Annotated in this window: 23 protein-coding genes and 5 tRNA genes; 3 read left to right on the top strand and 25 right to left on the bottom strand. The window is 41.0% G+C overall.

Annotated elements, in window-relative coordinates; genetic code table 11:
* Nucleotides 1-6 precede the first annotated feature (6 nt).
* The 25 genes from rpoB to J0X13_RS14130 form a co-directional block, all read right to left on the bottom strand.
* Complete coding sequence (rpoB, locus tag J0X13_RS14245; RefSeq protein WP_207029735.1) at nucleotides 7-3,816, bottom strand: DNA-directed RNA polymerase subunit beta; 3,810 nt, start codon at nucleotides 3,814-3,816, stop codon at nucleotides 7-9.
* A 128-nt stretch (nucleotides 3,817-3,944) separates the two neighbouring features.
* Nucleotides 3,945-4,328 carry a 50S ribosomal protein L7/L12 gene (gene rplL / locus J0X13_RS14240; protein WP_014033483.1) on the bottom strand — a complete coding sequence of 128 codons (384 nt, stop codon included), beginning with the start codon at nucleotides 4,326-4,328 and terminating at the stop codon, nucleotides 3,945-3,947.
* A gap of 55 nt (nucleotides 4,329-4,383) precedes the next feature.
* Nucleotides 4,384-4,902 (bottom strand): 50S ribosomal protein L10, encoded by a 519-nt coding sequence (rplJ, locus tag J0X13_RS14235; RefSeq protein ID WP_207072037.1) that lies wholly within the window; start codon nucleotides 4,900-4,902, stop codon nucleotides 4,384-4,386.
* A 23-nt stretch (nucleotides 4,903-4,925) separates the two neighbouring features.
* Nucleotides 4,926-5,618, bottom strand: a complete 693-nt coding sequence (gene rplA / locus J0X13_RS14230) for a 50S ribosomal protein L1 (protein ID WP_207072036.1) — start codon at nucleotides 5,616-5,618, stop codon at nucleotides 4,926-4,928.
* A 20-nt stretch (nucleotides 5,619-5,638) separates the two neighbouring features.
* Nucleotides 5,639-6,076: a 50S ribosomal protein L11 gene (gene rplK / locus J0X13_RS14225; RefSeq protein WP_207072035.1), complete on the bottom strand. Its 438-nt coding sequence runs from the start codon at nucleotides 6,074-6,076 to the stop codon at nucleotides 5,639-5,641.
* 67 nt (nucleotides 6,077-6,143) lie between these two features.
* Nucleotides 6,144-6,695, bottom strand: a complete 552-nt coding sequence (gene nusG, locus J0X13_RS14220; protein ID WP_014033479.1) for a transcription termination/antitermination protein NusG — start codon at nucleotides 6,693-6,695, stop codon at nucleotides 6,144-6,146.
* A 12-nt stretch (nucleotides 6,696-6,707) separates the two neighbouring features.
* Nucleotides 6,708-6,896: a preprotein translocase subunit SecE gene (gene secE / locus J0X13_RS14215; protein ID WP_100817505.1), complete on the bottom strand. Its 189-nt coding sequence runs from the start codon at nucleotides 6,894-6,896 to the stop codon at nucleotides 6,708-6,710.
* 21 nt (nucleotides 6,897-6,917) lie between these two features.
* Nucleotides 6,918-6,990 (bottom strand) — tRNA-Trp (locus tag J0X13_RS14210).
* A gap of 72 nt (nucleotides 6,991-7,062) precedes the next feature.
* A complete protein-coding gene (gene tuf / locus J0X13_RS14205) occupies nucleotides 7,063-8,250 on the bottom strand; it encodes an elongation factor Tu (RefSeq protein WP_207029739.1) in 1,188 nt (395 codons plus the stop codon).
* Nucleotides 8,251-8,297: 47 nt separating this feature from the next.
* Nucleotides 8,298-8,369, bottom strand: a tRNA-Thr gene (locus tag J0X13_RS14200).
* A gap of 89 nt (nucleotides 8,370-8,458) precedes the next feature.
* A tRNA-Gly gene (locus J0X13_RS14195) sits at nucleotides 8,459-8,531 on the bottom strand.
* 79 nt (nucleotides 8,532-8,610) lie between these two features.
* Nucleotides 8,611-8,693 (bottom strand) — tRNA-Tyr (locus J0X13_RS14190).
* A 23-nt stretch (nucleotides 8,694-8,716) separates the two neighbouring features.
* Nucleotides 8,717-8,790: transfer RNA gene (locus J0X13_RS14185), tRNA-Thr, on the bottom strand.
* A gap of 101 nt (nucleotides 8,791-8,891) precedes the next feature.
* A complete protein-coding gene (hpf, locus tag J0X13_RS14180; protein ID WP_207072034.1) occupies nucleotides 8,892-9,194 on the bottom strand; it encodes a ribosome hibernation-promoting factor, HPF/YfiA family in 303 nt (100 codons plus the stop codon).
* A gap of 53 nt (nucleotides 9,195-9,247) precedes the next feature.
* Nucleotides 9,248-10,138 carry a tyrosine-type recombinase/integrase gene (locus J0X13_RS14175; protein ID WP_207072033.1) on the bottom strand — a complete coding sequence of 297 codons (891 nt, stop codon included), beginning with the start codon at nucleotides 10,136-10,138 and terminating at the stop codon, nucleotides 9,248-9,250.
* Between the two features lie 97 nt (nucleotides 10,139-10,235).
* Entirely contained in the window at nucleotides 10,236-10,430 is a 195-nt protein-coding gene (gene rpsU, locus J0X13_RS14170) for a 30S ribosomal protein S21 (RefSeq protein ID WP_119606422.1), read from the bottom strand.
* 92 nt (nucleotides 10,431-10,522) lie between these two features.
* Nucleotides 10,523-11,692 (bottom strand): acyl-CoA dehydrogenase family protein, encoded by a 1,170-nt coding sequence (locus J0X13_RS14165; RefSeq protein ID WP_207072032.1) that lies wholly within the window; start codon nucleotides 11,690-11,692, stop codon nucleotides 10,523-10,525.
* A 10-nt stretch (nucleotides 11,693-11,702) separates the two neighbouring features.
* Entirely contained in the window at nucleotides 11,703-12,557 is an 855-nt protein-coding gene (locus J0X13_RS14160; protein ID WP_207072031.1) for a ComEA family DNA-binding protein, read from the bottom strand.
* Between the two features lie 14 nt (nucleotides 12,558-12,571).
* Nucleotides 12,572-14,191 carry an alanine/glycine:cation symporter family protein gene (locus J0X13_RS14155; protein ID WP_207072030.1) on the bottom strand — a complete coding sequence of 540 codons (1,620 nt, stop codon included), beginning with the start codon at nucleotides 14,189-14,191 and terminating at the stop codon, nucleotides 12,572-12,574.
* An 84-nt stretch (nucleotides 14,192-14,275) separates the two neighbouring features.
* Nucleotides 14,276-15,283, bottom strand: coding sequence for a potassium channel family protein (locus J0X13_RS14150; RefSeq protein WP_207072029.1), 1,008 nt, complete (start codon nucleotides 15,281-15,283; stop codon nucleotides 14,276-14,278).
* A 2-nt stretch (nucleotides 15,284-15,285) separates the two neighbouring features.
* The gene (locus J0X13_RS15635; RefSeq protein WP_014033469.1) at nucleotides 15,286-15,513 is read right to left on the bottom strand and encodes a PspC domain-containing protein; all 228 of its coding nucleotides are present in this window, start codon (nucleotides 15,511-15,513) and stop codon (nucleotides 15,286-15,288) included.
* A gap of 8 nt (nucleotides 15,514-15,521) precedes the next feature.
* Nucleotides 15,522-16,802, bottom strand: a complete 1,281-nt coding sequence (locus tag J0X13_RS14145) for a DUF2851 family protein (protein ID WP_207072028.1) — start codon at nucleotides 16,800-16,802, stop codon at nucleotides 15,522-15,524.
* A 21-nt stretch (nucleotides 16,803-16,823) separates the two neighbouring features.
* Nucleotides 16,824-17,135, bottom strand: coding sequence for a rhodanese-like domain-containing protein (locus tag J0X13_RS14140; protein WP_207029747.1), 312 nt, complete (start codon nucleotides 17,133-17,135; stop codon nucleotides 16,824-16,826).
* A 79-nt stretch (nucleotides 17,136-17,214) separates the two neighbouring features.
* Nucleotides 17,215-17,847, bottom strand: a complete 633-nt coding sequence (locus J0X13_RS14135; protein WP_207072027.1) for a thioredoxin family protein — start codon at nucleotides 17,845-17,847, stop codon at nucleotides 17,215-17,217.
* A 6-nt stretch (nucleotides 17,848-17,853) separates the two neighbouring features.
* Nucleotides 17,854-18,408: a TlpA family protein disulfide reductase gene (locus tag J0X13_RS14130; protein ID WP_207072026.1), complete on the bottom strand. Its 555-nt coding sequence runs from the start codon at nucleotides 18,406-18,408 to the stop codon at nucleotides 17,854-17,856.
* Between the two features lie 134 nt (nucleotides 18,409-18,542).
* Here J0X13_RS14130 and J0X13_RS14125 point away from each other — a divergent pair, with 134 nt between their 5' ends.
* Genes J0X13_RS14125 through J0X13_RS14115 form a run of 3 tightly spaced genes read left to right on the top strand, consistent with a single transcriptional unit; the run spans nucleotide 18,543 to nucleotide 20,244 of the window.
* Nucleotides 18,543-18,989, top strand: coding sequence for a MarR family winged helix-turn-helix transcriptional regulator (locus tag J0X13_RS14125; RefSeq protein WP_207072025.1), 447 nt, complete (start codon nucleotides 18,543-18,545; stop codon nucleotides 18,987-18,989).
* A 7-nt stretch (nucleotides 18,990-18,996) separates the two neighbouring features.
* Nucleotides 18,997-19,629 carry an NAD(P)H-dependent oxidoreductase gene (locus J0X13_RS14120; protein WP_207072024.1) on the top strand — a complete coding sequence of 211 codons (633 nt, stop codon included), beginning with the start codon at nucleotides 18,997-18,999 and terminating at the stop codon, nucleotides 19,627-19,629.
* A gap of 42 nt (nucleotides 19,630-19,671) precedes the next feature.
* Complete coding sequence (locus tag J0X13_RS14115) at nucleotides 19,672-20,244, top strand: YceI family protein (protein ID WP_207072023.1); 573 nt, start codon at nucleotides 19,672-19,674, stop codon at nucleotides 20,242-20,244.
* The last annotated feature ends 241 nt before the right edge of the window (nucleotides 20,245-20,485 follow it).

Genomic DNA, 20,485 nt, shown 5'->3' with positions numbered 1-20,485 from the left:
AGTATTCTACTCTTCCAAACGGATATCCAAGCCCAAACCTTTAAGTTCGTGCATCAATACGTTGAAAGATTCTGGCAATCCAGGTTCTGGCATGGTCTCACCCTTAACAATGGTCTCATAGGTCTTGGCCCTACCGATCACATCATCCGACTTAACAGTCAATATCTCCCTAAGGGTAGATGATGCTCCGTAGGCTTCCAATGCCCAAACTTCCATCTCTCCAAAACGCTGACCACCGAACTGTGCTTTACCACCCAATGGTTGCTGTGTGATCAAGGAGTATGGTCCAATAGATCTTGCGTGCATCTTATCGTCGACCATGTGACCTAATTTCAGCATGTAGATCACACCAACGGTTGCACGTTGATCAAAACGTTGACCTGTTCCACCATCATATAGGTAGGTATGTCCAAATCTTGGTACACCAGCTTCGTCTGTGAGTTTGTTTATCTCATCCAACGAGGCACCGTCGAAAATCGGGGTCGCATATTTCTGACCCAATTTTTGTCCGGCCCAACCCAATACGGTTTCGTAAATCTGACCAATGTTCATCCTTGAAGGTACACCAAGTGGATTCAATACGATGTCCACAGGGGTTCCGTCTTCCAAGAACGGCATATCTTCTTGACGAACGATACGGGCAACAATACCTTTGTTACCGTGACGACCCGCCATTTTATCACCGACTTTAAGCTTACGCTTTTTAGCGATGTATACCTTGGCCAATTTCATGATACCTGCAGGAAGTTCATCCCCAACAGAGATGGTAAACTTGTCCCTTCTTAGGTTACCTTGAATGTCGTTCAATTTAATTTTGTAGTTGTGCAACAAATCGGCCACCAATGCATTGGTTTTGTCGTCTGTTGTCCAGCTACCTCCTACCAAGTGGGCGAAATCATCAACAGCGTTCAACATTTTGATGGTGTATTTCTTTCCTTTTGGAAGTACTTCTTCACCCAAATCGTTGATTACACCTTGTGATGTTTTTCCGCTGATCAATCCGAACAACTTCTCGATCAATACATCTTTTAGTTGTTGGAACTTCACTTCGTAGTCCATCTCCAATCTTGCGATGGCTTCTTTGTCTTCGGAACGTTTTCTCTTGTCCTTGATGGAACGCGAGAACAATTTCTTATCGATTACCACACCTCTCAAAGATGGTGAAGCTTTCAATGAAGCATCTTTAACGTCACCGGCTTTATCACCAAAGATGGCACGCAACAATTTTTCTTCAGGAGTTGGATCGGACTCTCCTTTTGGAGTGATCTTACCGATCAAAATATCACCTGGCTTCACTTCGGCACCAATACGGATCATACCGTACTCATCCAAATCTTTGGTTGCTTCCTCGGATACGTTGGGTATATCGTTGGTCAATTCCTCTGCACCCAATTTGGTATCCCTTACTTCCAAGGAGTACTCATCAATATGAATGGAGGTAAAGATGTCTTCACGAACAACTTTTTCGGAAATCACGATCGCATCCTCAAAGTTGTATCCTTTCCAAGGCATAAAGGCAACCTTCATGTTTCTACCCAAGGCCAATTCGCCTTTCTCAGTAGCGTAACCTTCACAAAGCACCTGACCTTTTTTCACTTTGTCACCTTTCTTCACGATTGGCTTCAAGTTAATGCTGGTCCCTTGGTTCGTTTTTCTAAACTTCACCAATTGGTAGGTCTTTGAATCATCGTCAAAGCTTACCAAGCGCTCTTCGTCGGTCCTTGTATATTTAATAGTGATTTTTTGTGAATCCACATATTCCACTACTCCATCTCCCTCGGCATTGATCAATACCCTGGAATCGGTAGCTACTTGTCTTTCCAGACCTGTACCTACAATAGGGGAATCCGGTCTCAACAATGGAACAGCCTGACGCATCATGTTCGATCCCATCAAGGCACGGTTCGCATCATCGTGCTCCAAGAAAGGAATCAAGGATGCAGAAATAGATGCTATCTGGTTCGGTGCAACGTCGGTGTACTTCACCTCTGTTGGATCGACTACCGGGAAATCGCCTTCTTCACGGGCAATTACCTTTTCTCTTTCAATAGTTCCATCATCTCCCAATGGGATGTTGGCTTGGGCAATCTTCATTCCCTCCTCTTCTTCGGCACTTAGGTAAATGTGGTTTTTCGTATCCACTTTACCATCTTCAACTTTACGGTAAGGAGTTTCCAAGAAGCCCATGTTGTTCACCTTGGCAAATACGGACAACGAAGAAATCAAACCAATGTTCGGTCCTTCAGGTGTCTCAATAGGACACAATCTTCCGTAGTGTGTATAGTGAACGTCACGCACTTCGAAACCGGCTCTTTCACGGGAAAGACCACCTGGTCCTAGTGCGGACAATCTTCTCTTGTGCGTTATCTCGGCCAACGGGTTGGTCTGGTCCATGAACTGGGACAACTGGTTGGTTCCGAAGAAAGAGTTGATCACGGATGACAATGTCTTCGCGTTGATCAAATCGATCGGAGTAAATACCTCGTTGTCACGAACGTTCATACGCTCACGGATGGTACGAGCCATACGCGCCAAACCTACGCCAAATTGTGAGGACAATTGCTCACCTACTGTTCTTACACGACGGTTGGACAAGTGATCGATATCATCAATCTCCGCTTTGGAGTTGATCAACTCGATCAAATACTTGATGATAGTGATGATATCTTCTTTGGTCAATACTTGCTTGTCCATTCCGATATCCAAGCCCAATTTCTTGTTCATTCTGTAACGACCTACTTCACCTAAGTTGTAACGTTGGTCGGAGAAGAACAATTTGTCGATAATACCACGAGCTGTCTCCTCATCTGGTGGCTCGGCATTACGCAATTGTCTGTAAATGTGCTCTACCGCTTCTTTTTCGGAGTTGGTAGGATCTTTTTGCAAAGTGTTGTGGATAATGGCGTAATCGGATTGTGCATTGTTCTCCTTGTGAAGAAGAATGGTCTTCACGTCGGCGTCAATGATTTCATCGATATGCTCTTTTTCCAAAACGGTATCACGATCAAGTACAATTTCGTTTCTTTCGATGGAAACCACTTCACCTGTATCCTCGTCCACGAAATCCTCATGCCATGTGTTCAACACCCTGGCGGCCAATTTACGGCCCAATACTTTTTTAAGTCCGGTCTTGGAAACCTTTACTTCTTCCGAAAGGTCGAAGATTTCCAAAATATCCTTGTCCCTCTCAAAGCCAATGGCTCGGAACAATGTGGTTACCGGTAATTTTTTCTTCCTATCGATATAGGCATACATCACCGAGTTGATGTCGGTGGCAAATTCAATCCAAGATCCTTTGAAAGGAATTACCCTGGCTGAATATAATTTTGTTCCATTTGCGTGGAAAGATTGTCCAAAGAAAACCCCTGGAGATCTGTGCAACTGGGAAACTACAACGCGTTCCGCACCGTTGATCACAAAGGTTCCACTAGGAGTCATGTAAGGGATGGTACCCAAATACACATCCTGTACGATAGTTTCGAAATCTTCGTGCTCTGGATCGGTACAGTACAATTTTAAACGTGCCTTTAACGGTACGCTATAGGTAAGTCCACGCTCGATACATTCTTGGATGGAATATCTTGGTGGATCAATGAAGTAATCCAAAAACTCAAGTACAAACTGGTTTCTGGTATCTGTGATTGGAAAATTCTCCATGAAGGTGTTGTAGAGACCTTCGTTTCCTCTTTCGTCAGATTTAGTTTCAAGCTGGAAAAAGTCTTGGAACGATTTTATCTGAATGTCCAAGAAATCCGGATATTCCGGTATGTTCTTAGCGGATGCGAAATTAACTCTTTCAATAGTGTTTGTGAACATCTATGGACAAATTTTGATCGTGAATACTAAGTGGGTTCGTGTACGGCTTTATACACTCCTTATATAAATAGGCTAAGGTCTAACCAAAAAATGGAAAGACCTTAACCAAGTTCTAATGGGAAAAGCGATTATTTAAGCTCAACTTCTGCTCCAGCTTCTTCCAATGATTTTTTGATGCCTTCTGCTTCATCTTTGGCAACACCTTCCTTAACAGCTTTTGGTGCGCTGTCAACGATTTCTTTAGCGTCTTTTAGTCCAAGACCGGTCAATTCCTTAACCAATTTTACGACTGCCAATTTAGATCCACCGGCAGCTGTAAGGATTACATCGAATTCTGATTTTTCCTCAGCAGCTTCGCCTTCACCTCCACCAGCGGCAGCACCACCAGCAACGGCCACTGCAGCAGCAGCAGGCTCAATACCGTATTCTTCTTTTAAAATGTCGGCCAACTCATTTACCTCTTTTACTGTAAGGTTTACCAACTGTTCTGCAAAATCTTTTAAATCTGCCATTTTTCTATCGTTTAATAAAAATGTTTAAAAATATACTTAGTTTATTGTGCGCGAATTATTCTTTCTCAGAAAGGGTTTTAAGGATACCTGCCAATTTACCGCCTCCAGACTTAAGTCCAGAAATAACGTTTTTGGCCGGAGATTGCAACAATCCAATGATATCCCCGATAACTTCCTCTTTGGACTTGATGTTAACAAGTGCATCAAGGTTGTTGTCTCCAATGTAGATGGCCTCTTCGATAAAGGCACCTTTTAACACGGGCTTTTCTGATTTTTTTCTAAAGTTCTTGATAAGTTTCGCAGGTGCATTCCCTGTTTCGGACAACATCAATGATGTATTGCCTTTCAACACTTCGGGAAGTTCACCGAATTCCTTATCAGAAGCTTCCATTGCTTTTGCAAGCAAGGTGTTCTTAACGACCGCAAGCTTAATGTTCGCCTTGAAACACGCTCTTCTTAAATTGGAGGTGTCCACGGCATTCAATCCCGATATATCCGCCAAGTAAATGTTTGGATTATCAGCCAACTGTGCAGTCAAGTCTTTTATTACTGTTGCTTTTTCTTCTCTTGTCATAGTTAAAAAAATTGAACTACCAGTTATTGAACTGCTTTTGGATCTAATTGAATACTAGGACTCATGGTACTGGACAAGTAAATACTTCTCATATACACACCTTTTGCAGCGGAGGGCTTCATTTTCACCAAGGTGTCAATTAACTCCCTAGCATTTCCTGCAATTTTATCTGCAGAGAAAGAAGCTTTTCCAATTGCAGCGTGCACAATTCCAGTTTTGTCCACTTTAAAGTCTATCTTACCAGCTTTTACATCGGATACTGCCTTGGCAACATCCATAGTTACTGTACCGGTCTTTGGATTGGGCATTAAACCTCTAGGTCCTAAAATCCTACCCAATGGCCCAAGTTTACCCATAACGCTTGGCATGGTAATGATCACATCAACATCGGTCCAACCGTTTTTTATTTTATCCAAATATTCGTCCAATCCTACAAAGTCAGCACCGGCTTCTTTTGCTTCTGCTTCTTTGTCTGGAGTCACCAATGCCAAAACCTTTACGTCTTTACCGGTTCCATGAGGAAGGGTAACAACGCCACGCACCATTTGATTTGCTTTTCTTGGATCTACACCCAAACGAACTGCCAAATCAATGGAAGCGTCAAATTTTACATTGGTTATTTCTTTTACTAAAGCTGACGCCTCTTCCAAAGTATAGAGTTTGTTCCTGTCTATCTTGGCTTGAGCCTCTTTTTGCTTTTTAGTCAATCTTGCCATTTCTTAGTTGCTTTCAGATTTTAAAAAGGTCTTGGTCCTGCAATTTTCAGACCCATTGATCTAGCAGTACCTGCAACCATACTCATTGCAGATTCTACAGTAAAGGCATTAAGATCCGCCATTTTGTCCTCGGCGATTGCTTTTACCTGATCCCAGGTTACTGAACCATTTTTAACCCTGTTAGGTTCTCCCGATCCTTTTTTAATCTTGGCCGCTTCCATCAATTGAACTGCCGCAGGTGGTGTTTTTACAACAAAATCGAAAGATTTGTCTTTGTAAACGGTGATAACAACCGGTAAAACTTTACCTTGCTTGTCCTGTGTACGAGCATTAAACTGCTTACAGAACTCCATGATGTTAACACCAGCAGCACCTAAGGCGGGTCCAACCGGTGGCGATGGGTTCGCAGCACCTCCCCTAACTTGTAATTTAACTACCTTATCTACTTCTTTTGCCATTGTTTCTAATTAAATTTAAAGTGTGTCAATTGGAAGCAACACAGCTTTATATATGTAACAGCTCTAATTATACTTTTTCTACTTGCATATAGCTTAGTTCCAATGGTGTTTTTCTTCCGAAAATCTTCACCATTACCTCCAGCTTACGCTTCTCTTCATTGATTTTCTCAACAGTTCCATTAAAACCATTGAAAGGTCCATCAATAACCTTGACAGTTTCACCCAACACAAATGGAATGGCAACATTGTCTGTATTGACAGCCAATTCGTCCACTTTCCCCAGCATACGGTTCACTTCAGATTTTCTTAACGGAATTGGATCACCTCCTTTAACCTCGCCCAGGAAACCAATCACATTGGTTATGGAACGAATGATGTGCACCATTTCTCCACCAAGATTGGCTTTTATCATGATATATCCAGGAAAGTAAACACGTTCTTTATTGATTTTCTTTCCGTTCCTGATCTGAACAACTTTTTCGGTAGGCACTAGAACTTCTTCAAGATAGTCGCCAAATCCTGCGCGTTCCACCTCACTTTCAATATAGCCTTTGATCTTGTTCTCTTGACCACTGACCGCTCTAACTACATACCATTTTTTCTCCAGAACCTCAGACATATCGACCGATCTTTATCCTATTAATTTTTCAAAATACAACGTGATCAAATTACTGAACAAGGAATCCACGCCCCACGTTGCCAAAGCAAACAAGATGGAAAATACAGCTACAATTACCATAAGATTGGAAGCTTTACCTCTTTCCAACCAGGTAACATTATTTTTAAGCTCTTCGAATGATTCCTTTATATAAGTGACCATAATTTTAATGTATTTTACTTGCACGGGAGGAGAGACTCGAACTCCCGACACCTGGTTTTGGAGACCAGTGCTCTACCAACTGAGCTACACCCGTTTATAATTACACTGAAAGGTATCCCGAGAAAATCGGAACACCCTTGAGTGCAATTTTATAATGATTCGAATCTTAATCTAGAATCTCAGTAACCTGACCGGCGCCTACTGTTCTACCACCCTCACGGATAGCGAAACGTAGACCAACGTTACAAGCTACAGGCTGGATCAAATCCACAGTAATCGTCAAGTTATCACCTGGCATTACCATCTCAACACCGTCAGGCAAGTTAATGTTACCTGTTACGTCAGTAGTTCTCAAGTAGAACTGAGGACGGTAGTTGTTGTGGAATGGAGTGTGACGTCCACCTTCTTCTTTCTTAAGGATATAAACCTCTGCCTTAAATTTAGCGTGAGGAGTTACAGAACCTGGCTTACAGATAACCATACCTCTTTTGATATCGGATTTCTCGATACCTCTCAAAAGAAGACCAACGTTATCACCAGCTTCACCTCTATCCAAAATCTTACGGAACATCTCAACCCCTGTGATGGTAGAAGTCAATTTTTCAGCACCCATACCGATGATATCCACAGGGTCACCTGTATTGGCAACACCAGTTTCGATACGACCAGTAGCAACGGTACCACGACCTGTAATAGTGAATACATCTTCGATTGGCATAAGGAAGTCTTTGTCAACTTCACGCTCTGGCTCTTCGATCCACTCATCAACAGCTTTCATCAACTCCATAACAGTGTCAACCCATTTTTGCTCACCGTTCAAAGCACCAAGTGCAGAACCAGCAATAACAGGACCATTGTCACCATCATACTCGTAGAAAGAAAGCAATTCTCTTACTTCCATCTCAACAAGCTCCAAAAGCTCTTCATCATCCACCATATCAACTTTGTTCAAGAAAACAACGATACGTGGAATACCTACCTGACGTCCCAAAAGGATGTGCTCACGAGTTTGTGGCATAGGACCATCTGTCGCAGCAACAACCAAAATAGCACCGTCCATTTGAGCAGCACCAGTAACCATGTTCTTTACGTAATCCGCGTGACCAGGACAGTCAACGTGAGCGTAGTGACGGTTTTCTGTTTGGTACTCAACATGTGAAGTGTTGATTGTAATACCTCTTTCTTTTTCTTCAGGAGCGTTGTCAATAGAATCAAAGCTTCTTGTTTCAGACAAACCTGCGTTGGCCAATACAGTGGTGATAGCAGCGGTCAATGTAGTTTTACCGTGATCCACGTGTCCAATGGTACCAATATTTAAGTGCGGTTTGGAACGATCAAAAGTTTCCTTTGCCATTTTAAATAATTTTAATCTTAGTTTATATTAGTGTACAAATCGTTTTGAGCCAATGACGGGATTTGAACCCGTGACCTCTTCCTTACCAAGGAAACGCTCTACCCCTGAGCTACACCGGCCTATGGGTTATCAGGTTTAGAGTTTAAAGTTACAAGCTCAGCTCGTCAAAACTTCAACCTTCTTCTTGAAATCAAAGTTTCAAGTTTAGAGCGGGAGACCGGGTTCGAACCGGCGACATTCAGCTTGGAAGGCTGACGCTCTACCAACTGAGCTACTCCCGCATTTTTTCTGGACTTCCATCCAAAGATTCCATTATTTCAAAAAACCTTCTTCCCAGTTGTTCCGACGAACAACCTTTTGTGGGGGGAGCAGGATTCGAACCTGCGAAGGTAAAAACCAACAGATTTACAGTCTGTCCTCGTTGGCCGCTTGAGTATCCCCCCGCCTTAATTTTCAGTAACTTACGAGCCGATAGAGGGACTCGAACCCACGACCTGCTGATTACAAATCAGCTGCTCTAGCCAGCTGAGCTATATCGGCATTTCACCGCTTTTTACTCACTAAAAAAGCCCGCTATTTCTAACGGACTGCAAATGTATATATTTATATTTTAATTCAAAATAAATTTTGAAAAATTTTCATCAAGCTTTTGCCCTTAGTTTTTCCTTCTTTTTCACCAACTGTCTTTCCAAAGAACTACAGGCCGAATCCACAGCCTCTTCAAATGACTTACATTGTTTTTTTACCATGATTTTATCTCTTGGGACAAACACCATGATTTCCACGATCTTATTTTCTTTAGCACTTGTGTTTTCAACTTTTAAATACACATCCGATTCAATGATCTTGTCATAGAACAATTCCATCTTGTCCATCCGTTTTTGGACAAAGTCGAGGAGTTTACCATCAGCTGCAAAATTTACCGATTGTGCGTTTACTTTCATAAGACGAAGTTTTTAGTACTGTCCGAGACAGTGAAGTTAAACAATACAAGAATTTATTTCTTGTTTCTTGGGTGGGCCTTTTGATGTACTTTTTTTAGTTCGGCGATACTGTTGTGTGTGTACACTTGCGTGGATGCCAAACTGGAATGACCCAATAGTTCCTTTACGGAATTTAAATCTGCCCCCCTGTTGAGCAAGTGCGTTGCAAAGGTATGCCTAAGTATATGTGGGCTCTTTTTTACCTTGGGGGACACCAAACTAAAATACTTATTTATAGTTCGATAAACAAGTGTTTCATATATTTTAAGACCTTCTTTTGTTAGTAATAGATATGATAAATCCACCATACTTTCCAGTTCCGAGCGCTTGACCAGATAATTTTGAATCTGTTCCACCGTGGATGGCAGTAAGGGAATCAAACGTTCTTTGTTCCTTTTACCGAGCACTTTTAAAACCTGTCCGGAAAGGTTAAGATCTTTTACCTTTAGGTTGACCAGTTCGGCTCTTCGCATGCCCGTGGTGTACAATAGTTCTATGATCAGCTTGTCCCGTACTCCTTCAAAATCCTCATCAAAGGGAATTTCGGACAAAATAGATTGCATTTCGGTTTCTGAAAATGGGACCTCTACCTTTTTATTTGTTTTAAGTGCCCTATGCTTCACCAAAGGTGAAATGGGAATATCCCCAACCTTCAACAAAAACCTATAATAGGCTTGCAGCGAAGAAATTTTTCTATTGATGGTCCTATTGGAAACACCCTGATCGGAGAGAGCAACTACCCAGTTTCTGATCAAGGGGTAGGAAACATGTACTATGTTCTGCTCCCCATGATGCTCCGTACAGAATTCTGCAAAAGTTTCAATATCCTTTTGATATGCCTTTATCGTATGTTCGGAGTAGTTTTTCTCCAAACCTAGATAAGATATAAAAGCAGTTACGGACATATATCAAAGGTAGCAATTAGAATCTGTTCGTAGCTAAAACGAAAAATCCCGCTCCAATATTGGAGCGGGATTGATATATTTTGTGAAAGCGATAGCCCTATACTTCTTCTTGGTCCCTTAGGCCTTGAATGTATTGTGCTTTTTGAATTTGCGCTCTACGCTCTACAGAAGGCTTGGTGAACTGCTGTCTTGTTCTCAACTGACGCATGGTACCTGTTCTGTCGAACTTACGTTTGAAACGCTTCAAAGCTCTATCGATGTTTTCTCCTTCTTTTACTGGTATAATTAACATGGGCTACAACCTCCTTTCTTTAAAATTTTGGTCTGCAAATATACAAATGATATTTAATGGGTAAAGAAATATTTTACTTTTTTAAAGAACACCTATGTAGTGGGCTTTTTATATTCTTTTTTATCCACGATGATCTTCGCCAAAATTTCCTTCAAAATTTCAGATGTACCTCCTCCAATAGGCCCCAGTCTGCTGTCGCGCATCAAACGTGCCATTGGGTAGTCTTCAATATAACCGTAGCCTCCCAAAAATTGTAGGCAATTATAAATGACCTCATCGGCCATTTTTGTGGATTTCAATTTAGATATGGTTGCCTCCTTTACAACATATGCTCCTTTTTCCATTTGTGCTACGGTCGAATAATTAAACTGTTTGCACAACAACATATCCGAATACAAATCGACCAAACGGTGGCGCAATGCTTGAAATTGATCGATGCTCTTGCCAAATGCCTCCCGTTCGGACATATATTGCAATGCATAATCCAAGGCATACTCTGCCCGAGCATGGGCATTCACGCCCATTACCAAGCGCTCCAGAGCAAACGCTTCCATAATGTAAGCAAATCCAGCGTTTTCCTCTCCCAATAAATTAGCCGCCGGAACTTCTACATTATCAAAGGCCAATTCCGCAGTATCCGAGGCACGCCAACCCAATTTATTGAGTTTACTGGCAGAAACACCCTTGGCATTCCTATCCATAACAAACATACTTATACCCTTGTGGCCAGCATCTTTATCTGTTTTGGCAGCCAATATAATGTAGTCGCCGTAAACCCCGTTGGTGATGAATGTTTTGGAGCCATTTACAATGTAAACATCTCCCTTTTTTTCGGCCGTGGTACGCATAGCGGCAACATCACTACCTCCAAAGGGTTCAGAAACTCCCAAACATCCGATTTTATTTCCAAGCACACTGGGTTCCAGGTAAGCTCTTTTCTGGTCATCATTGGCCAATTTGTTCAGGTAGGTCATTGCCAAGTATTGATGTGCCCACATGGCCGCGGCAAAACCTCCCGAATTTATTTTCTGTAATTCCTCTAAAAAAATAACGGTATAAAAAAGGTCTAGGTCCAAACCGGAATAAGCCTCGGGGGTCATCAGGCCAAAGTATCCCATTTTACCGAACTTGGTCCATATAGCTTCATCAATCTTGCCGGATCCTTCCCATTCCTCAATATGGGGAACAACTTCTTTCTGTAAAAAATCCTTTAAACTTTCGCGGAATAAGTTATGCTCTTCCGTGAAGTACATATCGTTCATAGCAACTATTTTATAAAGACAAATATAAAGCTATTCTGTCTAGTTTTTCCGTAGGAAATTGGTCCACTTCACTCAATTCCTGCAGCGATACAAATAAACCATTTTTATCTCTATAATCAATAATATTGGATGCCAAGGACTTATCTATGTAGATTAATTGGGACAACTCCCTCACTGTCGCCTTGTTAATATTGATTTTAGTTACCAACGGAAGCTCGATTACCTGAAACTTGAGCAAAGTCCTTTCCACAACTTCGGGTTTTAGACCATACACATCATACAATTGTCCGCTGACCAAAAAGCCCCCTAATCTATCCCTAAACTTCACGATTCTTTTAGACAAGGTTTCACCAATGCCATAAACCGATCTCAAATCTTCGGCTGTGGCCGAGTTAAGGTCTTGTATTGCCATTATTTTTTTAGGCTTTGATAGCGTCTTTTTTACCGTTTGATTTTTCTCTACCCAATCTGGAAATTTAAAATACGGCGAGATTTGATTCAGCAACGAATCTGAAATTTGGGTAACGTTCTGAAATTCCTTCGCAGAATTCACAAAACTGCCCTGCTCCCTAAAAGCAAACAACCTGTCCAATTCGGAAGCAGATAATCCCAAAGCATACCCTTTGTAGTCGGTAATGTAATTCGGATTAAAAGGATAGGTTTTAGGGCTCGCTACAGGTTGATTTGCTTTTAAACTATCAACCTTATACTGTTCTGGAATATTGAGGGCAAAACCTGCTTCTCTTGTTGATGGATTTGCTTTCACATAATAATACCCTCCCTGAAGCACAATCACGATCAACAATAAAAAGAAAATCCCACTTCGTTCCTGTTTATTGAACCTGAAGTGGGATTTGAATTTCATCTTAACTTAGTCTCTTACATTTTATCCACTAAGTCTTCTGCACCATCATCCAATGCATCTTCTTTTTTATTGATGGCGTTCATATATTTTCTCAGTTCTTTTCGAACCACTGGTGTAAGCAAGATAACACCTATAATATTAGGTACTACCATTGCAAAGATCATGGCATCCGAAAAGTCGATTACGGAACCAAGACTAATGGAAGCTCCAACGACTACAAAGAACAGGAACAATATCTTATAAGCTAGGTCACTTCTTTTACTTTTTCCAAAAAGGTACATCCACCCCTGCATTCCGTAGTAAGACCAAGAAATCATGGTTGAGAATGCGAACAAGATTACCGCAATGGTCAATACTACCGAGAAGTGTGGAATAACCGTATCAAAAGCGGTAGCGGTAATCTCAACACCTTCGGTAATCTCGGTGCCGTACTGCAAGAAACCGGCTTCGTAGTTGGTAATGATGATTACCAAAGCAGTCATGGTACAAATTACCACGGTATCCACAAATGGTTCCAAAAGGGCAACGATACCCTCACTCGCGGGATACTTGGTACGTACCGCGGAGTGGGCAATGGCCGCCGAACCTACACCGGCTTCGTTGGAAAAGGCTCCCCTACGAATACCTTGGATCATTACACCGATAAGACCACCTGCTATTCCCAATCCAGAGAAGGCTCCTTCAAAAATCAATCCGAAGGCATCATCAATGGAAGAGAAGTTGGCACCCAAAATAATCAGGGCCGCCAATACATATATACCGGCCATGAAGGGTACAATTTTTTCCGTAACGGATGCTATCCTTTTAATACCACCGATAATTACGATAGCCACCAAAACGGCCATCACAATTCCAAAATACAATCCGGCATTATCGTTTTCAATGCCTGACAATTCAACAAACTGGGCGGCTGCTTGGTTGGCCTGGAACATGTTTCCTCCACCAAAAGAACCACCAATGACAAATATGGCGAACAATACGGCGAGAACTTTACCCAAACCTTTGGCATTTTTCTCTTTAAGACCTTTGGTCAAATAGTACATTGGCCCTCCGTAAACGGTTCCATCTTCACCAACGTCCCTATACTTTACACCCAAGGTACATTCTGCAAATTTTGATGCCATTCCCAACAATCCTGCAAGCATCATCCAAAAAGTTGCACCTGGACCACCAATGGAAAGGGCAACGGCAACACCGGCAATATTACCCAAACCAACTGTGGCAGAAAGGGCTGCGGTAAGTGCCTGAAAGTGGGAGACTTCTCCATGGGCCGATTCATCCCTAATGGTATCCGGCAAATCGTGCTCTTCAGCTTCATCACCATATAAGTGATCCACACCATGCTTTTCAATATCTTCATATTTACCGCGAACCACCTTTATGGCAGTCCAAAAGCCTGTAAAGTTGATGAGCTTAAAATAAATGGTAAAATATAATGCTCCTCCTACCAATACAATGAGTACCCAAGGAATCTGAAATTGATCCGAAAAAGGAATTTCGTAGAAAATTGCATCCACGAACCAACTTGTATATTTGGAGAAAACCGCATCAATTTTTTCCGATGTGCTTTCCTCCTGAGCGAAAGAAAGAGCTGGCAACAATAAACTAATTAGAGAAAGAAGTCTATACTTCATAATAATGTTTTGGTTATGTTAGTTTTTTGCAAAGGCCCCAATATCTTAAAAAATTTGCTCGCAAAAAAATTAAAGGGTGTTAAACTAGCCTATCTGAAACATTTGGTTCAGCTTCCTGATCTGCTCTGGTCGTCCCAAAACAATTACCTTGCTTCTGGGCTGCAGTACCATATCGGCCTCGGGGTTGATGATATATTTCCCATTGGGGTCTATATAACCTATTATGGTACAGCCGGTTTTTCTTCTCAAGTCCAAATCTCGCAAGGAGTGACAGTCCATTTGATTGGTAAAATCCTCAATACTGACTTCTTCCAAATTTGTTGTGTGCTCACCTTCAACGGAGAGTTGGTCCAAAAAGGTTATCAAATCGGGCATCACTACTAAAGATGCCATATGATCCCCTCCAATTTTATCGGGCATGATCACCTTGTTCGCACCTGCAAATTCCAATTTTTTTATTGAGGTAATCTGAGACGCCCTGCTTATAATGAACAGGTTCTTGTTCAATTGTCGGGCGGAAAGTACAATAAAAAGGTTGGCGGCATCGTCGGGCACCGCCGTAATTAAATACTGGGCTCTATCAATTCCTGCTTGCAAGAGTATCTCATCCTCGTTCGCATCACCCTCTACAAATAACACATCCTCCTCATGTCTGTCAATGATTTCCTTATCCTTTTCAATAACAACAAAAGGCTTTTTGTAGGCTATCAATTTTTCTGCCGCCTGCATTCCATTTCTACCAAAACCGCACACCACAACATGGTTAGAAAGACTGTCTATTTGTTTTTTCACTTTTTTCTTTTTTAGTAGTTCCAATGAATTTTTTCCCAAAATATACTCAGTGACCACAGAAATGGCAAAACCGAATATAAATACACTGGTAACGATTAAAAATACGGTAAAAATCTTTGCATTGGCATCCAATGGCCTTACCTCCGAGAAACCAACCGTGGTTACCGTAATAATGGTCATGTATACAGCCTCTATCCACGTAAAGTCGGATAACATTTTATAACCGACAACCCCAAACAAAAGCACCACAACCATTAAGGAAAGGGCCAACACTATTTTGGAACGCATCAGTCTAATCATGGTTACAGGTCAAATACAGATGTTCTTTTGGTATAGATCAGGTCTTTAATCCGAAGCCAAAATGCAATAAAAAGGTAAAGCGCAAAACCAAAACCCAAAGTAACAAAGGTTAGATAAATAAAGCTAGTACGCACAACACGGGCACGAATACCGAGCCTTTCGGCGATACGTCTGCAAACCTCGAAGCCTCTTTTTTGAAAGTAATAAAGGGTATTGTAAAATAAAGACATGGTTAAAATTATGTATTTCTATTCAATAATTGCGTACCCACGGTACATTGCATGCATTTATTTTTAGCGCAGTAATTAGTATAAAGTTCCAACTTTGCTTGACTTTCCAGCGCATTTTGGCTTCTTGAACCAATTTTATCAAAGTTTTTAATGATTGAATTGTCTTCTGTACCAAGTTGGGAGACCAATGCGACGAGCTCTTCGTTCCAATCCTTTCCCAAATGCCTTGCATAACAAAATCTAAGAGGCACCAAGGTATTGATCACAACAAGGTCAATAAACTTTTTGGATAATTTCTTCACCCGCTTTTTAGATACCTTGCCAAAAGTATAATGATATTCCCAATAGGGTCCCGTGTAAATTTCGAAGGCTTGATAAATCTCTTGCAGCTTGTTGAGGCCCATCAATTTTGAAAAAACACTGTGGGTCCCTTTATATAGGTTGACCAATTGGGAAGTTCGTATGGTGGGGAAATTAAGAGGCCGTAATCCAAAGAATTCCGGTTTGGATGTACTCTTTTTCAAACCAAACTTATGAACCAAATACTCGTACTCTTTCTGGAGTTGTAAATAATGGTTGTCCGTGCAATCGGAAACATTCAAAAGCCCAAAATGACCAAAAAGCAAAGCTTCCAATTGCAAGGGGCCGTTGGTTGTTTTTCTTACTATGGAAAAATCCAATTGACGAGCCCGCTCCAAAAAGTATGGGCCATTGACCATGGACCCAAAATTCTTGGCCAAAAGCATAAAAAGTACCGCTTCCCAATCGTTCTTGGAGACTTTCAACAACTCTAAGATTAATTTGGACTTGTGCTCCAACCTTTCAAAATACAATCGGTGCAGCCAGTTTTCGACCAAAAAGGAATCGACATTTCTTAAATCCTTCTCGCAATTGATAAAACCTGTTCGTGAATTATTCATCAAATTCCGATAGCCATTCAAAAGTTGATCTGCAACATATTGCTTCATTTCCAGAGTGGGAATTTGTGAACCATCCTTCCTAAAAACAGCAATGTCATCCTCCCAAACAACATGGAGAATGACATTGTCGTAATTTTCATCTGTTTCGTGATGATGCACGTACCAGTCAGAAGACTTGAGGTGCATCTCTACATTACCGGCCCATAGCTGTCCATCAATTTCTAGTTTGGCATTAAAAAAATCCGGCCCAGCAAGCATGTTTTGGGTTCCGGTTGCCTTTATAGATATGGTTTCACCCTTACCGGTACATAGCTGATCTGTTGGAAGCTTATTATGCTTCCAAATAAAATAAAGTAGGTCTTCTCGCATTGATTTGGGATAAATGGAGGTCTACTCTACCTTTTCGCCTTCCCAATTCATAAAGCCACCTTCCAAGTTATAGGCATTTTCAATTCCAATACTGTTCATTATGGCACAGGCTTGTCCACTTCGGGCCCCTGACCTACAATAAACGTAGTAGTTTTTAGACTTGTCCAATTTTCCCAGTTCCTCCATAAACTCTTGTCCTAGGTAAATATCAATATTTACAGCACCTGGGATATAACCTTCCTCAAACTCTTGAGGAGTTCGAACATCCAACATAAAGGCATTGTCATCATTTTGTAATTGCTCTGCCCATTCTTCTTGTGATAAATCTGCCATCTTTTTCAATTTAAGTTCTGCAAAAATAAAAATCCGGAGCATTCCTCCGGATTTCTTGTTGTTTTATTTTGATGGTATGCTATTTAATTCCGCATCCAATTGCTTTCGTTGTTTTCGGATTGATTTCATTTCCTGCCAACATTGCATCCACGGCATTCTCCACAAAAGTTTCGTCCACTTCTGATGCATCTTGATAATTGTCGTCAATAGCACCGATATATTTCACCATATTTCCGGATACGGTTTTTTCCAACAAAAAAACATGCGGCGTACGCGTAGCGCCATATTGCGGATACACGTTTTGGCCCTCATCCAATAAATAAGGAAAAGTGAAGCCTTTCTCGGCTGCGCGCTCTTTCATTTTTGCAAAACTATCGCCCGGTTTGGCGCTGGGGTTATTCGGATTTATTGCGATAACCGGCACGCCTTTGGGTTTGTATTTGGCATCCAGCGCAATAATCCTATCCTCATAAGCTTGCGCATAGGGGCAGGTATTGCAGGTAAAAATGATCAGAAAGCCCTTGGCACTATTAAAGTCGGATAGCGATACCATATTGCCGTCCACATTCTTTAATGAGAAATCGGCGGCCATATCGCCAACTTTATAACCCTTCTCCATGTTATGTTCACCTCCGTGATTCAATCCCATGGCAAAAGATGCTGCAACTATCAGGAACAAGGCAACTCCCCAAAAAATCTTTGTCTTTTTCATAATCAATTATTCAGTGAATTTGTTCAACTCTTCTTTTAATTCTTCATACGTGAAACCACGCTCGTAAAAAGTTCGTTTATCCTTATTATATATCAAGGTAGCGGGAATGCCGCCACCCCACTCTTCAGATACCTTTGGTATCCAATCATTTTGTTTTGGGTCGTCAAGGATAACCACCTTGGATTGAATTCCTCTGTTTTCTACAAAAGGTTCCAAACGGGTCTTCCACATATTGGGCATGTCCAGGTTCACAAGTATTACCTCTACATTATTGTCCTTTTGTTCTGAATTGATTCGCTCAAAATAGGGCATTTCGGCAATACAGGGTTTGCACCAAGTGGCCCAAAAATTTACAACGTAGGTTTTATCATCTTCTTTGTGGAGCATGGGTTCAAAGCCATCAAAATCATACACAGGGAACTTAACATCTGTGCTCTCCTCGGCCTCTTCCATAACAATTTCGTTGCCAGGGGTTTCAACCGTTTCTTTTTTTTGCTCTTTTTTTTCGGCACAGCCCGAAAAAATGGAAACTATCAAAGTCAAAGTAAATAACTTGTTCATTATCTGTTTTTTACACGTTTAAAAATATAGAAGTCCAGTTCGCTTTTCCACTCTTTAACAAAAATTTATCAATCAAACATTTGGATATAGATTCCAAATAAGATTACATTTGTATATACAAATATTGTTTATACATGAATGTTGAAGAGATAATAAAGACCTCAAAAAAAATTCCATTGGAACCCAGGACATTGATTCATTTGCAATTGGTACATAACAAAGTCAATGAAGCTATGAACGCTGCCCTTAAACCTTTTGAAGTCTCTCTGCAACAATTCAACGTGCTGCGAATTTTAAGAGGACAACAAGGCAAACCCGCCAACCTATCCACCTTGAACGAGCGTATGGTGACCAAAATGAGCAATACCACAAGATTAGTGGACAAACTTTTGGTGAAGGGTTTTGTAAACAGAACCGTTTGCCCTTCGAACAGAAGGAAGGTTGAGATAGTGATTACAGATTCTGGACTTAAAGCTTTGGAACAAATGGATAAGTCGTTGGAAGTTGCACATCAGGTAATCTATCAAAACTTCAGCAAAGACGATTTAGAAAAATTAAACGAATTATTAGATAAATTTTAAAAACAGCATGAGTACAGTCATTGAAAATAGAACTTGGCGTTACGCCACCAAAAAGTTTGATCCGACCAAAAAAATATCAGGTGATGACCTGGAAACCTTATTGGAAGCTACTCGGTTGAGCGCATCTTCCTATGGATTGCAGCCCTACCATGTAATCGTGGTTTCTGACCAAAAGGTAAAGGAGCAATTAAAACCAGTTTCTTGGGACCAATCCCAAATCACGGATGCATCTCACATTATCGTATTTGCCAATGCAACAAATTTTGGTGAAGAACTTGTAGATGATTACTTGGAGAACGTAAGCAAAACCAGAGAGATTCCCATGGACGGACTAAAGGGATATTCTGATTTTATGAAGTCCAAACTAATGGATCTCCCTGCAGAGACCAAAAGCACCTGGACAGCAAAACAAGCCTATATCGCCTTCGGAAATTTAATGCAGGCTGCAGCAGAATTAAGAATTGACACCTGCCCAATGGAAGGTTTCGAATCTGATAAATACAACGAAATTCTTGGACTTGACGACAAAAACCTTAACGCAGCCGTTGTTTTGGCGGTCGGTTATCGTTCGGAGGAAGATGCAACCCAGCACTTGCCCAAAGTGAGGAAATCAAAAGAAGAATTATTTACTCATATATAAACATTGAATTCTTAACAATTAATAACAGAAATTAAAACAATCATGAAAAAGACAATCTTAAGTTTAACATTGATCACTCTATTTGGAGCTTCTGCGATAGCTAACCGAATTGAAAAAGAAACCAAAGAAGTAAAGACCACCGAAAGTACGGTAACCTGGAAAGGTTACAAAGTTGGAGGTTCCCACACCGGAACTATCAACCTTGAGTCAGGTGCTTTGGAATTTGACGGTGAAAAATTGGTTGGCGGAGAGTTTGTTGTAGATATGACAAGCATCAATGCAACCGATTTGGAAGGTGATTACAAAAACAAGTTGGACGGTCACTTGAAGTCCGATGACTTTTTTGGCACTGCCAATCACCCAACGGCCAAATTGGTTTTCACCAATGTAAAATCAACAGGGAAAAATTCTTACGATGTAACTGGTGACCTTACCATTAAAGGTAACACTGAGCCTGTGACTTTTGAGGTTTCCGTTTATGGTGACAAAGCCACTGCCACATTAAAAGTTGACAGAACAAAGTACGATGTAAAATACGGATCTGGAATCATTGGGACAGCCAAGGACAAATTGATCTACGATGAGTTTGATTTGGTAGTTGATCTACAGATGTAATCAACTCCTCTTTAATCTGTGAAAATCCCGTCCGAGCAATTCTTGGACGGGATTTTTTATTTTAAACAAAACATTGTTGTCCCGTTAAAAATTCCTCCCTATATTTGACACAATGAATAACAGAACAGCAAATAACTGGTGGTGGATAAACTTACGTCAAACGTCGTGAACTAAGTCCCCATTATAATCATACAAGAGGCTTGTCATCACGACAAGCCTTTTTTAATTTATATAAGTACCA

The organism is [Muricauda] lutisoli (nom. illeg.) (assembly GCF_017313105.1).
GTDB lineage: Bacteria > Bacteroidota > Bacteroidia > Flavobacteriales > Flavobacteriaceae > Flagellimonas > Flagellimonas lutisoli.
Note: the sequence above shows the minus strand (reverse complement) of the source record. Positions and strands in the feature narration are given on the sequence as shown.

Coding starts and splice junctions, on each gene's coding strand:
- rpoB (WP_207029735.1), bottom strand. CDS start 3,816: ATGTTCACAAACACTATTGAAAGAGTTAATTTCGCATCCGCTAAGAAC.
- rplL (WP_014033483.1), bottom strand. CDS start 4,328: ATGGCAGATTTAAAAGATTTTGCAGAACAGTTGGTAAACCTTACAGTA.
- rplJ (WP_207072037.1), bottom strand. CDS start 4,902: ATGACAAGAGAAGAAAAAGCAACAGTAATAAAAGACTTGACTGCACAG.
- rplA (WP_207072036.1), bottom strand. CDS start 5,618: ATGGCAAGATTGACTAAAAAGCAAAAAGAGGCTCAAGCCAAGATAGAC.
- rplK (WP_207072035.1), bottom strand. CDS start 6,076: ATGGCAAAAGAAGTAGATAAGGTAGTTAAATTACAAGTTAGGGGAGGT.
- nusG (WP_014033479.1), bottom strand. CDS start 6,695: ATGTCTGAGGTTCTGGAGAAAAAATGGTATGTAGTTAGAGCGGTCAGT.
- secE (WP_100817505.1), bottom strand. CDS start 6,896: ATGGTCACTTATATAAAGGAATCATTCGAAGAGCTTAAAAATAATGTT.
- tuf (WP_207029739.1), bottom strand. CDS start 8,250: ATGGCAAAGGAAACTTTTGATCGTTCCAAACCGCACTTAAATATTGGT.
- hpf (WP_207072034.1), bottom strand. CDS start 9,194: ATGAAAGTAAACGCACAATCGGTAAATTTTGCAGCTGATGGTAAACTC.
- J0X13_RS14175 (WP_207072033.1), bottom strand. CDS start 10,138: ATGTCCGTAACTGCTTTTATATCTTATCTAGGTTTGGAGAAAAACTAC.
- rpsU (WP_119606422.1), bottom strand. CDS start 10,430: ATGTTAATTATACCAGTAAAAGAAGGAGAAAACATCGATAGAGCTTTG.
- J0X13_RS14165 (WP_207072032.1), bottom strand. CDS start 11,692: ATGAACGATATGTACTTCACGGAAGAGCATAACTTATTCCGCGAAAGT.
- J0X13_RS14160 (WP_207072031.1), bottom strand. CDS start 12,557: ATGAAATTCAAATCCCACTTCAGGTTCAATAAACAGGAACGAAGTGGG.
- J0X13_RS14155 (WP_207072030.1), bottom strand. CDS start 14,191: ATGAAGTATAGACTTCTTTCTCTAATTAGTTTATTGTTGCCAGCTCTT.
- J0X13_RS14150 (WP_207072029.1), bottom strand. CDS start 15,283: ATGATTAGACTGATGCGTTCCAAAATAGTGTTGGCCCTTTCCTTAATG.
- J0X13_RS15635 (WP_014033469.1), bottom strand. CDS start 15,513: ATGTCTTTATTTTACAATACCCTTTATTACTTTCAAAAAAGAGGCTTC.
- J0X13_RS14145 (WP_207072028.1), bottom strand. CDS start 16,802: ATGCGAGAAGACCTACTTTATTTTATTTGGAAGCATAATAAGCTTCCA.
- J0X13_RS14140 (WP_207029747.1), bottom strand. CDS start 17,135: ATGGCAGATTTATCACAAGAAGAATGGGCAGAGCAATTACAAAATGAT.
- J0X13_RS14135 (WP_207072027.1), bottom strand. CDS start 17,847: ATGAAAAAGACAAAGATTTTTTGGGGAGTTGCCTTGTTCCTGATAGTT.
- J0X13_RS14130 (WP_207072026.1), bottom strand. CDS start 18,408: ATGAACAAGTTATTTACTTTGACTTTGATAGTTTCCATTTTTTCGGGC.
- J0X13_RS14125 (WP_207072025.1), top strand. CDS start 18,543: ATGAATGTTGAAGAGATAATAAAGACCTCAAAAAAAATTCCATTGGAA.
- J0X13_RS14120 (WP_207072024.1), top strand. CDS start 18,997: ATGAGTACAGTCATTGAAAATAGAACTTGGCGTTACGCCACCAAAAAG.
- J0X13_RS14115 (WP_207072023.1), top strand. CDS start 19,672: ATGAAAAAGACAATCTTAAGTTTAACATTGATCACTCTATTTGGAGCT.